The organism is Streptococcus sp. ZY171113, assembly GCF_057748235.1.
In genome coordinates, this window is record NZ_CM173243.1 from 1,066,373 (window position 1) to 1,079,880 (window position 13,508).

Consider the following 13,508-nt stretch of genomic DNA (forward strand, 5'->3'; position numbering starts at 1 on the left):
AGTTGCCATGACAGATCAGAACAAGCCTGAGTTCTTGGAGCAAAAGATGAGCAGGCGAGACTTTCTTAAGAAAGCCAGCTTGGCAGGAGCAGGAGCGGTTATCGGCTCAACCGTTGTCGGTGGCCTCTTGACCAAACAAGTGGCTGAGAAAAGCAAGCAGGTGGTCGGTCAGGAGCAGTTTGACTTCTACGGCCGTCACCAGGCTGGTATCATCAGCCCTGTTCAGAAGAATCTTTACCTGGTTGTCTTGGATTTGGCCACGACAGACAAGGCTACCGTGATTCAAATGTTCAAGGACTGGACGGCCTATTCCGCCAAGCTGATTGCTGGTGAAAATGTCGAGACTGAGCCTGACAACCCGCATTTGCCACCCAAGGATACAGGAGAGACCGTGGGGCTTAACCCCTACCGCCTGACCCTGACCTACGGCATCAGCAAGTCCTTCCTGCAAAAATTGGGCCTGTCTAACAAAGAAATGGCAGTCTTCCGTGACCTGCCACCCTTTCCTGGTGAGCAGCTGGAGGACCGCTACACAGGGGGGGACATCATGATTCAGGCCTGTGCCGATGACGAGCAGGTGGCCTTCCATGCCATCCGAAACCTCATTCGCAAGAGCCGAGGCAGCGTGACCATGAAGTGGAGCCAGTCTGGCTTTACCGCTATTGGTGACGGTAAGGAAACCCCACGCAACCTCTTTGGCTTCAAGGACGGTACCGCCAATCCAGCCACCGCAAAAGACCAGCAGGACACCATCTGGTATGAGGGCAATGATTGGCTCTTTGATGGCACCTTCATGGTTGTCCGCAAGATTCGCATGCACCTGGAAACCTGGGACCGAACCAGCCTCAAGGAGCAGGAGAACACCTTTGGCCGCCACAAGGTCAGCGGAGCTCCGCTTGGTAAGCACCACGAGTTTGATGAGGTCGACATCGAAGCCAAGGACGACAAGGGCGAACCTGTTATTCCCATTAGCTCCCACGTCCATCTGGCCAAGAAGTCTGGCAAGACCATGCACCGCCGTTCCTATTCCTACTCGGATGGCATCAACGAGCGGACCGGCCAGTTCGAGTCGGGCCTGCTCTTCATTTCCTTCCAGAAGGACCCTGACCAGTTCATCAAGATGCAGACCATGATGGGGGCGACCGACAAGCTCAACGAGTACATCACCCACATCGGGTCGGGGCTCTTTGCCTGCTTCGGCGGGGTCGCAAAAGGAGGCTATATTGGTCAAGCCTTATTTGAATAAATGCCTGGCGGTCATCAGTCTCCTTTGGCTGTTCATCCAGGTGCCAGCTGTATCAGCCCAATCCCTGAGTGACCTCTACATCCAGATTTCGGATGCCAAAACAGCCCTCCAAGCTGACCAATCAGCCCAGGCTCTAGAGCAAATCAAGACCTTTTCAGCTGAGTTTGCCCAGCTGGAAAACAGCCAGTCTGAGGCAGGTCAGTCGGTCTCTGAGGAGTTGACGGCCATTCTGGCTGATGAAGCAGTTACCAAAGACGAACTGGCTAGTTTGTCCAAAAAACTCTTGGCCTTTGAAAAAGAGCAAAACCCTGTTGACATGGCAGCTGAATTGGACAAATTCACCAACAAGGTATTTCCAGCTTTGGACCGCCTGCGGGCGACCATTGAGACCGAGACAGATGTTGAGGAGCTCAAACGGGCCTTTCTGACCTTCAACACGGTCTGGACCCGCAACGAGGCCTTGGTTCGACCAACCATGGCCCATTATGGGCGGATAGAGACCAGCCTGTCCTTCCTGCGAGCCTCGCTGGAGGTCGAACCTCTGGATAAGGTTGCGGTGGTGGCTAATCTGGATGAACTCGAAACAGCCCTCAAGAGCTTTGTGGCTGGGGAAGACCTGTCTCAGAGCTCTGCCATTTCCAGCCTCAGCCAAGGGATAGAGACCTTGGAGGCGGTCCACCAGGCTTTTGTCAGCGGGCAGACCGCTAAGGGCCAGGGGCTGATGCGGGACTTTATCAGTGCTTGGCCAAGTTTTGAGAGTGCGGTTAGTACGCGATCGGCTAGTTTGTATAGCCAGGTTGAGGGCCAGTCACCCATTATCATGGCTCGGGGACAGGACAAGGGCCAGCAGGACAAGCTGGCAGCCTTGATTGACCAGCTCAAGGGCATTGACACCAATGGGGCCTACTCGATTTGGGACAGCATGTTGATTCTGCTCCGAGAGGGAGTGGAGGCCCTCTTGATTGTCCTCAGTCTGGTCAGTATGCTCAAGGCAGCTGGGCAGAAGAAGGGGCTGAGCTGGGTTTATGGCGGAGCCGTGATCGGTTTGGTCGCCAGCGGCCTGGCTGCGGTGCTCTTACACCTGCTCTTCCCAGCCCTGACTTCGGGTGCCAATCGGGAAATCTTGGAGGGCTTTGTCGGCCTCTTTGCCGTAGCCATGATGTTGGGTATTGGCATCTGGCTCCATAGCAAGTCTCAGGCAGTTGCCTGGCAGGCCTACATGGAGAAGCAGATGGCCTTGGTTTTATCAACGGGCTCTTTTGTCTCCATGTTTGCCCTGTCCTTCTTAGCGGTCTTCCGTGAGGGGGCAGAGACCATTCTCTTCTACGCAGGAATTTTGCCTAACATCAGCCTGACGGATTTTCTATTGGGAATCGGTTTGGCTATTTTGGTCTTAGTGGTGCTGACGGTCGTCTTTCTCAAGTCGACTCAGAAACTGCCCATTCATCGGATTTTCCAAGTTTTGGGTTGGTTGATTTACCTGCTAGCTTTCAAGATGTTGGGCGTCAGCCTACATACCCTGCAATTGACTAACATCATCACCAGCAGCCACATCAAGTGGCTACCCAGTGTGGATTGGCTGGGCATTTACCCCTCTTGGGAGGTTGTCCTGCCTCAGCTAGGCTTTGTGGTTCTGGCTGGTCTAGCCTGGGTCATTCAGAGGAGGTCAAGCCATGTCCACTAAGGAAGAACGGGTTCTGGACCACTTGGCGGAATTCCGCAGGCGACTGATTGGAGTTCTGGGGGTCTTTGGATTGACATTTCTGGTCAGTTTATATTTCTCGCCAGCTTTTTATCAGTTCTTGACCAGCAACTTGGAGCAAAAATTGCTGGTGCTGGGACCAAATGACATCCTCTGGATTTACGTGAGTTTGGCCAGTTTAGCTAGTTTTAGCTTGATTTTACCTTTTACTTGCTACCAGATTTGGGCCTATATCAAGCCAGCCCTCAAACCACAGGAGGCCAAGGCCCTTCTGACCTACATTCCAGCGGTCTTTGCCTGTTTTGTGGCTGGTCTGGCCTTTGGTTTTTACCTGATTGTGCCAGCCCTTTTCGGGGTGCTCATGTCCCTGGGTGAGGGGCTCTTTCTGACCCAGATTACAGCTCAAAACTACCTGGCCTTTGTTCTCCACACTTGCCTGCCCCTGGCCATCCTCTTTGAGTTTCCGGTGGTAGTGGCCTTCCTAACTAAACTGGGGCTGGTCAGCGCTAGCTATTTACAACAACACCGCCGCTATGCCTATTTCGGCCTGATTTGTTTGGCTGTTGTGCTAACCCCAGCCGACCTGGTGAGCGACCTGGTCCTGTCTCTGCCCTTGATTTTGATTTATGAGGTGGGGATTGTGGTCAGTCGGACGATTGAAAAGAAAGGAAAACCTTAAATGGGATTTTTACGTGATATTGGAACGCCTGGCGTTCTGGTCATTCTAATTGCTGCTCTGGTCATTTTTGGCCCGCAAAAACTGCCCGAGCTAGGGGCTTCCCTGGGCAAGATGATTACCGAGTTCAAAAAAGCCATGGGCACCGACAAAAAGGAGGAGGAGTAGATGTACGACAGCCGCGTTGAAGGCCAGGGCCTTTTTGAGGTAACCTCCCAGGGCTATGGTCAGCCCATCACCACCTTTGGCATGACCGACAAGGGCGAGACCCCCATGAGTTTGGTCAACATCGCCCTAGCTTCCTGCGTCACCATGTGCGTTCAAGGCTATTTTGCCAAATGGCAGAGCAGAAAAGACATCCGTATCGCTACCGACAGCAGTTATCGGGAAGGGAGATTTACCCTGACTGTCCAGCTGGAGGAGGACTTGACACCTGAACTCGAGACAGACGTCCGAGCCTACGTTGCGGAGCGTTGCCGGGTCAAGCAACTCTTCCGTGAGGATATTGCGGTTAGCATTGTATTCAAACAGTTTCCAAAATAAGTCCACATAATTTATTTTATGTAAAAAATAAACCAACTGCCGTTTAAGGTAGTTGGTTTTTGCATGTCTAGGAAAAAAGACAAGAGCAATCAGCCTTGTCTTACAAGATTTTCACGACCTTGCCATAGATAGAGCTCCGAGATACCCAACCATTGACATGCTTGTGGTTGTTGGAAATCTGAAATTGCCTGTTGTTCTTGATGGCTGAAATCAGGTGGAGGTAGATGTGGCCGTTGACCTTGACAAAGACGATGTCTCGTTTCTTCAGAACTGTCTGATCTGTCACGGGTTCTACAATGACTGACTGACCTGATTTGAGCCGAGGTGTCATGCTTTGGCCATAGCCCGTCACCTTACAAGTTTCACCAGCCTGTAAATGCTTAAGAGTATTGGCATCTTCCTTACCTGAATAAGTGTAGTCCATAGAAGTTTCCTTTCTCAAATATTTTTTACATAACTAAAATTATGTAAAAAAAGAGAGGGTTTGCTCAGATTAACATAATTTTAGTTATGTTACAGTTTATCCAGAGCATTTTTTTGTTCATCGTTGACGATATGGGTGTAGAGGTCGGTGACCTGGGTACTGGCATGGCCCAGCTGGTGGCTGACCAGAACCTGAGACTTGGTGGCATCGTAGAGTCTTGTAGCCAAGGTGTGACGGAGTTTGTGGGGGGTTACCCTGACCTTGAAGCCTTGCGAGTACTTAGCCACAATTTTTTCCACGCTAGATGCCTCAATCCGATTAACCTTGCCACCGTATTCGGTAAGAAAGAGAGCGGTGTCGGTCTTGTCAGCCTTGTAACGTTGCTGACGAATGGCCAGATAGGCCTCCAAGTAAGGCTGGGCAAAACTGGCCACGTGAACCGAATCCCGTTTACCGCCTTTTCGAATAACCTCAATCATCATGGTTTTGAGGTTGAGCTCACGTAAGTCCAGATTGACAGCCTCAGACAGGCGGACACCCGATGCCAGCAACAATGCAATCAGGGCCAAATCCCGCTCCTTATTTTTCAGGAAGGAGGATAGGGCTCGCTGAGACAGGCCCTGCGGGTAGTCCTGCTCGATGTAGTCTAAAAAGCCCTGCGTTTCTTCCCCCAAAAAGAGCTTCTGCTTGATGTTTTCCGCCCGAGCCGCCAGGGTCTCCCGCTTTTTCTTGGTGGCGACTTTTTTCATCACATTCCGATAAAAGTAGGGCTCGCCATTTTTGTCTTCGACTTCTTCGGTCAAATACTTGTAAAGACTAGACAGGGCGGACAGGGTGCGGTTGATGGTGGTCTGGGAGACACCCTGTCGTTTGCTGACGCTGTTCAAAAGTGTCCGCTCCCGCAGATAGAGGATAAAGGCCTCCATGTCTTTCTTGGACAGGTTTTCCAGGGTTTCCAGGGGAATGTCGGCTGGCTCCGTCACCGCAACCAGGTCACTGTCAATTAACCAGTCAAAAAAACGTTTGTATTCTTTCAAATACTCGTAGAGGGTGGTAAAACTGTAAGGCACCGCCAGCTTGGACTGATAATAATCCAAAACATACCAGGGCATGATGGCTTTTAGTTCCTCAATTTTTTCCAGTAAGACCTCACGTCGCATGTTGATTTTCCTCCGATAATGTTCTTAATAGTAGTATATCATGGCTGGGTTTGTTTTTCAAGAAAATTATAGTTTTTCGGAAAGATGTGAGGGCAAAATGGGAATTCTGGTTTTTCCTTGTGAATTTGCTAAAATTGGTTTATAATAAGATATCGACTTGAAAGGAAGATCTTGCCTATGTCCCATCCAGAATTGATTGTCATGCTGACCCACAATGATAGAACGGTCTCAAACGCTGCAAGTCTCTTTGAAGCCTGCAAAGCCACCAAGGCCAAGTATTGGGGGTTCAAAGAGAAACCCCTGCCCCTGGAAGACATGAAAAGACTTTTTGCTCAGATGAAAGCCTGCGGGAAAACGACTGTCTTAGAGGTTGTTGAGTACACTGAACAAGCTGGTTTAGAGGGGGCTGAAATCGCTCATGCCTGTGGTGTTGACATTTTGATGGGAACCATATATTCTGAAAAAATACATGACTTCTGCAAAAAACACGACTTAAAATACATGCCTTTTGTTGGGCAAATCACTGGTCGCCCTTCGATTTTATCGGGTTCTATTGAGGACATGGTTGCTGAAGCTGAAAGCTACCTCGCTAAGGGCGTTGATGGCATTGATTTGCTGGGTTACCGTTATACTGGAGACCCCGTGGCCCTTAATAAGACCTTGGTCAGTCAAGTAGAGACCTCTATTTGTCTTGCTGGTAGTATCGACAGTTACCAACGCTTAGACGAAGTCAAAGCAGCAAATCCTCGCTTTTTCACCATTGGCAGTGCCTTTTTTGATCATCAATTTGAGGGCAGTTTTGCAGAACAGATCGATAAGGTTTGTGATTACATGAGCAAGTAAAAAAGACTTTAGGCCATCCTAAAGTCTTTTTTGGTTTAGCGTAACAATTCTTGTGGGATATACTGGGGATCATACATGACTTCGGAACGGTTATCCAGGAGCAAGTCGGTGGCTAACAGTTCCCGGCTTGCTGCGTCTAGGGTTTGTTTGTAGATTTTAGACCGTCGGTAATATTTTTCCCCTATCTGGGTGAAATGATGGTCTTCTTCGATAATCTCATAGGCCCAAGGAAAAGGTTTTTCGCTCCGCAATTCCCCATAAAGCACCTCATCCTGGCACCAAACCAAGAGTTGAACGTCTTGATCGGTGGTGTTTTTGAAACGATAGTCCTGATTGTTATAGGAGACGGACGTCCCATTGGCAAAAGGCACCCGCGGGCCTTCATCTGGGGCTAAGGCATCAGAATGAGCGTGGAATTCTGTGATTTCTAGGGGGCTTCGGATAACCATTTGATGGATGGTATTGGCTAAATTGCAGAGCCCGCCACCAATATCAGCCACCAGTTTGCCCTGATGGATAACCCGACCGTCTTGGTAGCCCTTGGCTGCGGTAATCTTGCCCACTAATTTCCAAAAGGAATACTCTTCGCCTGGATGGATGATTAAGCCCTGCATGGTCTCAGCGGCGATGGCAATGTTTTTAGCCTTACCAACTTGCAAATCAAGCTCTACCCCAGGTCCCCGCTTGATAAGGTTTGACTGCCGTTGATCAATCAGGTGGGGCAGGGGAGTTTGCTGACGGGTCAGGGCAAAATTTGGACGGTCCCGCCAATTTTTCAGGTGACGCTTGAGGATTTCCTTCTGCGTCGAAATCTGATAGCAAGTGGAATTAATGTCGCAAAAGAGGATTTCACGACGCAAGAAACGTTTGATGTTATGAAAGGTCATGCTTGCTCTCCTCCTAACTTTTCCAGTTGCCCCAGGCGATTATAGTAAGGTGAATGGCGATAAAACCAAAGGATAAGCTGTTCCAGTCGCCGTCGTTTTCCTAGTTTCACCTCGTGCTCCCGTCGGATAAAGGTGACCAAAATGCTGGCAAGACCAGCTCGATTGGCTCCTAAAACGTCTGTAAAGACTTGGTCGCCAATCATAATGACCTCTTCTGCTGACAAGCCTAAACGCTCCAAAGCCTGATGGTAGGCCTGAGGCTTGGGTTTATCAGCCAAGGCAATGAAGGGGCTGTCAATGTTTTGGGTAAAGTCCAAAATCCGTTCCTCATCGTTATTTGACAGGAGCATGGTCTTGAAGCCTTGTCGCTGCAAATCAGCAAAGAGGGCTTCAATTTCTGGTGTCGCTGGATCTCCGTGGTTGACCAAGGTCTGATCAATATCAAAAATGAGCCCACGATAACCTAAGGCAGCCAACTGCCCGTAATCAATCCTAAAGACGCTGGCAACTTGATTAAACGGAAAGAATTGCTTTAACATAATACCCTCCAATTTCATATCTTATAAGATTAGTTTAACACAAACAAGTAGAGAAGACAAGATAAAACAAGGCCTCTTCCAAGACCTTGTTTTATCTGATTAGTTTTTTTCCTTGGCCAATCGCTCCCGCTCCAAACGGAGTTTGCGATTGGGATTGAGGGTGTTGAAGAGTTCTTCTAATTTTTCAGCCGTCCAAACATCGGCGGCCGACACAAAGTTACCATTCTTATCCTTAAAGGATATGGGTTTATCTCCCATAACCGACCTCCTTTTTTACATAAATAAAATTATGCAAAACTGTTTTATTCTAGTCGCTTTCACAACTCTAGGCGACAAGCTGATATAACCTATTACTCAGTCTCTATTCATTTTCAGGCTCGGGTTGATAAGGTCACCCGAAGCCCTACTCGCTTTTTCATTTTAGGGCGAGTAGCTCAAACTCCCCGAAAAACAAGATTTTCTATCCAAAGCGAACTGTGCCTTTACTCCGTGAGTCCAGTCGAACACGGCCTACGTTCTATGCAAAAAAGATAGATTTTCCTAGAAACTACGTTTCTTCGTCAAATCTCCTGTTTTTGCTGTGAACGTTTAACGGCCTTTGTATCCTAGTCAACAAACTCAAATTCAAAGTTGCCGATGCGGACGGTGTCACCGTCCTTGGCACCACGTTCGCGAAGAGCCTCATCAACACCCATGCCCCGCAACTGGCGGGCAAATTTCATGATGGACTCGTCACGCTCCATGTTGGTCATAACAAAGAGGCGTTCCAGTTTCTCACCAGACAGTACCCAAGCCGCATCGTCATCACGGGTAATGTCAAATGGCCGCTGATCTTCGGTAAATCCGTAGTAGGCTTCTTCTTCCAAATCAGTCTCGTCATAGAGCAAGAATTCGTCGGTCTTATCAAGCAATTCCGCTGTCGCTTCCAAGAGGGCATCCAGCCCCTGGTGGGCAATCCCTGAAATCGGGAAAATCAGCGGCAGATCGTCAAACTCATCGTAGTTTTCAGCCAACTGCTCCTTGAAGAGCTCCAGATTATCCTCGGCCCCTGGCATGTCCATCTTGTTGGCCACGATAATCTGCGGCCGCTCCATGAGGCGGAGGTTGTAGGTTTCCAGCTCGCTGTTGATGGCCACATAATCCTCGTAAGGGTCACGGCCTTCGCTGGCCGCCATGTCAATCACATGGAGGATAACTCGGGTCCGCTCAATGTGGCGGAGGAACTGGGTTCCTAGACCAACACCCTGACTGGCCCCTTCAATCAAACCCGGTAGGTCAGCCATGGCAAAGCTCTCTCCAGATTTGGTCCGCACCATGCCCAGGTTAGGGACAATGGTGGTAAAGTGGTAGGCACCAATTTTGGGCTTGGCTGCTGAGACAACGCTGAGCAGGGTTGATTTACCGACAGACGGGAAGCCAACCAAACCCACATCCGCCAAAATCTTGAGTTCCAGCTCCAGCTCACGTTCTTCACCTGGTTCACCGTTCTCAGCAATCTCAGGAGCTGGGTTGCGGGGGGTCGCAAAACGAATATTACCACGGCCACCACGACCACCTTTGGCAATGATAAACTCCTGACCATGCTCAACCAGGTCAGTAATGACCTTACCCGTTTCGGCGTCACGGACAGTCGTTCCCTGAGGGACACGAACATAGAGGTCCTTGGCCCCCTTGCCGTGCATGCCCTTGGTCATCCCTTTTTCACCTGCCTGGGCCTTAAACTTGCGGTTGTAGCGGAAATCCATGAGGGTTCTAAGGCCCTCATCCACCACAAAAATCACATCGCCACCGCGACCACCGTCACCACCCCAAGGACCGCCGTCCGGCACATATTTCTCACGGCGGAAGGCCACCATACCATCGCCGCCCCGACCAGCCTTAACGCTGATCTTAGCGGTATCTAAAAACATACTCATCTACTTCTTCTTTCTTTTTCTTTGGGAAATAGCAGAGCTGCTCTGCTATGACCAAAAAACCTAACATCTACGACCATAAAACCAGGCCTGTCACCAAACAAAAAACGCTGGTAAGCGTTTATCTAGGGCGGAGAGCACTGTAAGCACTCAGCACAATCCCGCCGATAGTGATGATCACCATCAGGATAACGACCAAGAGGGTCAACCGTTCAAACCAAGTCTTTTTACGGGGTCCTTTATCACCAAAAGCCACTCAACTTTACCTCTATCTACTTATTTCTTTCAGTATTTTACCACAATGCCGAAAAAATCGCAAATAGAAGGCTAAAAACATCAGGAGTTGTTGTGACATTTCTGAAAATATGATAAACTGGAAAGGTACTAAAGATAAAGGAGACGCACATGGTTTTACCAAACTTTGACGAAAACTTGAAAAAATACGCCCAGCTTTTGATTGCTAAAGGGATTAATGTCCAAAAAGGACACACCATCATCATCACGATTGGTGTTGAGCATGCGAAATTCGCCCGTCTCTTGACAGAGGAAGCCTATGCCCGTGGTGCAGCTGAGGTTATCGTGGATTATACTGATGAGAAAATTTCTCGTCAACGCCTGATTCATGCTGACATCGAGCGTTTAGAAAATGTGCCAGACTACATCGTTGAACGCTCTCGCTACCTCTTGAGCAAAAAGGCTAGTCGCCTGGTTATTCTCTCATCTGACCCTAATGCCTATGGTGGTGTTGACCCAGACCGTATCCAGACAGCTCAAAAAGCCATGGCCATCGCCCTGGAGGAGCAACGCAACGCCAGCCAGGCCAACAAAATCAGCTGGAACCTGGCCTCTGCTGCTAGTCCAGAATGGGCTGCCATGGTCTTCCCTGACTTGGAAACTGAGGAAGAACAGGTTGATGCCCTCTGGGATGCCTTCTTCAAGATGAACCGCATCTACGAGGCTGACCCTGTTAAGGCTTGGGACGAGCACGAAGCCCGCTTGACAGAGCGTGCTGCTTGGCTCAACGAGCAACAGTTCGATGCCCTCCACTACACGGCTCCAGGAACTGACCTGGTTCTGGGCATGCCGAAGAACCACAGCTGGCAAGCAGCAGGTTCCATCAACGCTCAAGGCGAGAAATTCATCGCCAACATGCCAACTGAGGAAGTTTTCTGTGCCCCTGACTACCGCCGTGCGGATGGTTATGTTTCTTCTACAAAGCCACTTAGCTACGCTGGCGTTGTCATCGAAGGCATGACCTTCACCTTCAAAGATGGTCAAATCACCGAAGTCACTGCTGAAAAAGGCGAGGAAACCATCAAACGTTTGGTGGAAGAAAACGACGGTGCCCGTGCCCTGGGTGAAGTCGCACTCGTGCCACACAAGACCCCAATTTCTCTCTCAGGTTTGACCTTCTTCAACACCCTCTACGATGAGAACGCCTCTAACCACTTGGCCATCGGTCAAGCCTACGCCTTCAGCATCGTTGGCGGTACAGAGATGACCCCAGACCAGCTCAAAGAGGCTGGCCTCAACCGCTCAACTGCCCACGTTGACTTTATGATTGGTTCCGAACACATGGACATCGACGGCATCAAGGCTGACGGCAGCCGTGTGCCAATCTTCCGTGGTGGTGAGTGGGCCAACTAAAAAACGTCACCTTCCCCTGACATGAAAAGCCCCCAAAATTAGAACGAAAAGTCTAACTTTGGGGGCTTTTCTTATAGAGTTTTCTTTTTGGTTAGCCCCTGATTGAGCGTGAGGTTAGCTGTGGGAAAGGCCCTCAAAATGGCCCGGCAGAGCAACTGCTCACTCTCCCTGAGGTCAAGCTGATAGACCAACGCCATCTGATTGTTCTTGACGGTTAGGCTCAATAGCTCCGCTCTCTGACAGCAAGCGGTGATGACCTGATTGAGTAGCCCCTCATCGGCCTCATCTACAGAAAGGCTGAGGCTGAGCTGACGCTTCTGACTGCTGACTTGAGCGAAGCTGGCATGTTCCAAAATCAGTAATACCCCAGCTACCAAAAGCGTCACCAGTCCAGCAAGCATGAGGTAACCCATCCCTGTCGCTAGACCAATGGCTGTCGCCATAAAAATCAAGAGAAGCTCCTTGGCAGAGGCCGCAGGTGAGCGGAATTTAATCAGGCTAAAGGTTCCCGCAACAGCCACTGAGGTGCCTAGATTACCATTAACCAAGAAAATAATCACGGCAATCAAACAGGGAAGAACGGTCAAGGTTTGAACAAATTCCTTAGAATATGCTGAACGGTATTTGTAGAGACTGGCCAAAATCAAACCGAGGACCAAGTTAACCAAGAGGCTGACCAAGACCCAGAGGGGACTAATCGTCAGATTGGTTTGAGTAAACACACTATCAAGAATGGTACTAGGCATGGGCAACCTCCTTTTGCTTGGTCAATCTGGCCTGATTGAGCAGGTAGGCTTGGCCGTATTTAGAGAAGGAAATTTTCTCTAAACCATAGGCCTCAAGCAAATCAACCAACCACTCTGGTTTTTCTCCTGCCACCTTGACTTCAATGATGACCTGATTGCTGGGCAGCAAGGCATGACCGTGGCGATTAGCATAGGCGGCTAGCTCATGGTCACGGTAAATCAGGTTTTGATCGATGGTCAAACGAACCGTTTTATCAACCTTCCCCTTGAAAGATTGGCGGTCATAGGCAATCACCATCTGAGGTTGGAGTTTGCCGTAACGGTGACGCAACTGCTTTAAGTGAGCCGTCACATCTTCTTCAACCATGGTGTTCAAAACCTGGCCTTTGGTAACACAGTCAACAACGGCCACAGGTTTAGCGGTCAAGCGGTACTTGAAACCAACCCCATTCACCTTTTTCTTAATTTCTAGAAAAGCCTGGCTATCAGCTGTTGGTTCTTGGTCGTAGAGCCGCATGCGAATCTTCTCCTTACCATGTTTCTTGGCCAAGGCGTCTTCAATCATCTGGAACTCAGGGTTATCAAAGTAGACGTTGGTAATTGTGGACTGGGCAAAATTATCCGCCTCCATGTGCTTGACTAAATCTTTTATCAGTTGGTTTAAGCGGGTTTTCTCTAAAATATATTTGGTTTCTACTCGTTTGAAGTGTTTTTGAATAACTTGGTTGTTCATAATGCTGTCCTCATTTCTTTTGATGGTCTTAGTTTACTGGGAGAGACTTAAGGACCTCTTAAAAATAAGTTAAAGAACTCTTAAACGTGCCAGCTGGGCTATTTTATGGTAAAATAAAGAAAACGCATAGAAATGAGACGCTTATGACCTACGAACTGAGTTTAGAATACGGCAGCTACCCTGTGAAGGTCCGTGATGGCCTGTGGGGGGAACGCAAAACAGCACCTGAGTTTTTGCTGGGCAACCAGCCCCTTTTGGATAAGATTGAGACCATGAACCAGCTTTTCCACGAGCTCTTTCTGACCATCGAGTGCACCTTCCACTATGTGGGCAGCCAGTACCCGGAGAAAATCCAGACCATCAAGGCCATGTATGAGGATGTGGCTGAGGAGTTGACCCAAACCTACCCTGAGCAGGGCGTGGTCATTGAGTACTTTATTTTGTAGAAG

Annotated in this window: 17 protein-coding genes; 8 read left to right on the plus strand and 9 right to left on the minus strand. The window is 49.3% G+C overall.

Features of this window, described 5'->3' with window-relative positions:
- The first annotated feature begins 7 nt into the window (after window positions 1-7).
- From efeB to AC3ARB_RS05030, 5 genes are read left to right on the plus strand one after another with little or no spacing between them, the layout of a single operon-like run.
- Window positions 8-1,246, plus strand: a complete 1,239-nt coding sequence (efeB, locus tag AC3ARB_RS05010; protein ID WP_488321454.1) for an iron uptake transporter deferrochelatase/peroxidase subunit — start codon at window positions 8-10, stop codon at window positions 1,244-1,246.
- A complete protein-coding gene (locus AC3ARB_RS05015) occupies window positions 1,224-2,930 on the plus strand; it encodes an FTR1 family iron permease (RefSeq protein ID WP_488321455.1) in 1,707 nt (568 codons plus the stop codon). The genes efeB and AC3ARB_RS05015 overlap by 23 nt, the downstream gene beginning before the upstream one ends.
- Window positions 2,920-3,627: a twin-arginine translocase subunit TatC gene (gene tatC / locus AC3ARB_RS05020; protein WP_488321456.1), complete on the plus strand. Its 708-nt coding sequence runs from the start codon at window positions 2,920-2,922 to the stop codon at window positions 3,625-3,627. The genes AC3ARB_RS05015 and tatC overlap by 11 nt, the downstream gene beginning before the upstream one ends.
- Window positions 3,628-3,792: a twin-arginine translocase TatA/TatE family subunit gene (locus AC3ARB_RS05025; RefSeq protein WP_488321457.1), complete on the plus strand. Its 165-nt coding sequence runs from the start codon at window positions 3,628-3,630 to the stop codon at window positions 3,790-3,792.
- Window positions 3,793-4,167: an OsmC family protein gene (locus tag AC3ARB_RS05030; RefSeq protein WP_488321458.1), complete on the plus strand. Its 375-nt coding sequence runs from the start codon at window positions 3,793-3,795 to the stop codon at window positions 4,165-4,167.
- Between the two features lie 100 nt (window positions 4,168-4,267).
- Here AC3ARB_RS05030 and AC3ARB_RS05035 read toward each other — a convergent pair whose 3' ends face one another.
- Both AC3ARB_RS05035 and xerS read right to left on the minus strand, forming a co-directional pair.
- Window positions 4,268-4,591 carry a S24 family peptidase gene (locus AC3ARB_RS05035; protein ID WP_488321459.1) on the minus strand — a complete coding sequence of 108 codons (324 nt, stop codon included), beginning with the start codon at window positions 4,589-4,591 and terminating at the stop codon, window positions 4,268-4,270.
- Window positions 4,592-4,680: 89 nt separating this feature from the next.
- A complete protein-coding gene (gene xerS, locus AC3ARB_RS05040; RefSeq protein ID WP_488321460.1) occupies window positions 4,681-5,751 on the minus strand; it encodes a tyrosine recombinase XerS in 1,071 nt (356 codons plus the stop codon).
- A gap of 177 nt (window positions 5,752-5,928) precedes the next feature.
- Here xerS and AC3ARB_RS05045 point away from each other — a divergent pair, with 177 nt between their 5' ends.
- Window positions 5,929-6,594 (plus strand): hypothetical protein, encoded by a 666-nt coding sequence (locus AC3ARB_RS05045; RefSeq protein ID WP_488321461.1) that lies wholly within the window; start codon window positions 5,929-5,931, stop codon window positions 6,592-6,594.
- A 35-nt stretch (window positions 6,595-6,629) separates the two neighbouring features.
- On the opposite strand, the gene AC3ARB_RS05050 is transcribed toward AC3ARB_RS05045, so the two are convergent.
- The 5 genes from AC3ARB_RS05050 to AC3ARB_RS05070 all read right to left on the minus strand — a co-directional run bounded on the left by AC3ARB_RS05050 (window position 6,630) and on the right by AC3ARB_RS05070 (window position 10,189).
- The gene (locus AC3ARB_RS05050; protein ID WP_488321462.1) at window positions 6,630-7,481 is read right to left on the minus strand and encodes a VanW family protein; all 852 of its coding nucleotides are present in this window, start codon (window positions 7,479-7,481) and stop codon (window positions 6,630-6,632) included.
- Window positions 7,478-8,020 (minus strand): YqeG family HAD IIIA-type phosphatase, encoded by a 543-nt coding sequence (locus AC3ARB_RS05055; protein ID WP_488321463.1) that lies wholly within the window; start codon window positions 8,018-8,020, stop codon window positions 7,478-7,480. Before AC3ARB_RS05055 ends, AC3ARB_RS05050 begins: the two co-directional genes overlap by 4 nt.
- A 99-nt stretch (window positions 8,021-8,119) precedes the next feature.
- Window positions 8,120-8,278, minus strand: coding sequence for a hypothetical protein (locus tag AC3ARB_RS05060; protein ID WP_488321464.1), 159 nt, complete (start codon window positions 8,276-8,278; stop codon window positions 8,120-8,122).
- A 347-nt stretch (window positions 8,279-8,625) separates the two neighbouring features.
- Window positions 8,626-9,936 carry a GTPase ObgE gene (gene obgE, locus AC3ARB_RS05065; RefSeq protein WP_488321465.1) on the minus strand — a complete coding sequence of 437 codons (1,311 nt, stop codon included), beginning with the start codon at window positions 9,934-9,936 and terminating at the stop codon, window positions 8,626-8,628.
- Between the two features lie 118 nt (window positions 9,937-10,054).
- Complete coding sequence (locus AC3ARB_RS05070) at window positions 10,055-10,189, minus strand: DUF4044 domain-containing protein (protein WP_488321466.1); 135 nt, start codon at window positions 10,187-10,189, stop codon at window positions 10,055-10,057.
- A gap of 149 nt (window positions 10,190-10,338) precedes the next feature.
- On the opposite strand from AC3ARB_RS05070, the gene AC3ARB_RS05075 reads away from it, so the two are divergent.
- Entirely contained in the window at window positions 10,339-11,580 is a 1,242-nt protein-coding gene (locus AC3ARB_RS05075; protein WP_488321467.1) for an aminopeptidase, read from the plus strand.
- A 71-nt stretch (window positions 11,581-11,651) separates the two neighbouring features.
- Here AC3ARB_RS05075 and AC3ARB_RS05080 read toward each other — a convergent pair whose 3' ends face one another.
- Together AC3ARB_RS05080 and AC3ARB_RS05085 are read right to left on the minus strand one after the other, a co-directional pair.
- Window positions 11,652-12,326, minus strand: a complete 675-nt coding sequence (locus tag AC3ARB_RS05080; RefSeq protein WP_488321468.1) for a DUF4956 domain-containing protein — start codon at window positions 12,324-12,326, stop codon at window positions 11,652-11,654.
- Window positions 12,319-13,059, minus strand: coding sequence for a polyphosphate polymerase domain-containing protein (locus tag AC3ARB_RS05085; RefSeq protein WP_488321469.1), 741 nt, complete (start codon window positions 13,057-13,059; stop codon window positions 12,319-12,321). Before AC3ARB_RS05085 ends, AC3ARB_RS05080 begins: the two co-directional genes overlap by 8 nt.
- Before the next feature lie 143 nt (window positions 13,060-13,202).
- On the opposite strand from AC3ARB_RS05085, the gene AC3ARB_RS05090 reads away from it, so the two are divergent.
- Window positions 13,203-13,505 (plus strand): hypothetical protein, encoded by a 303-nt coding sequence (locus AC3ARB_RS05090; protein ID WP_488321470.1) that lies wholly within the window; start codon window positions 13,203-13,205, stop codon window positions 13,503-13,505.
- The last annotated feature ends 3 nt before the right edge of the window (window positions 13,506-13,508 follow it).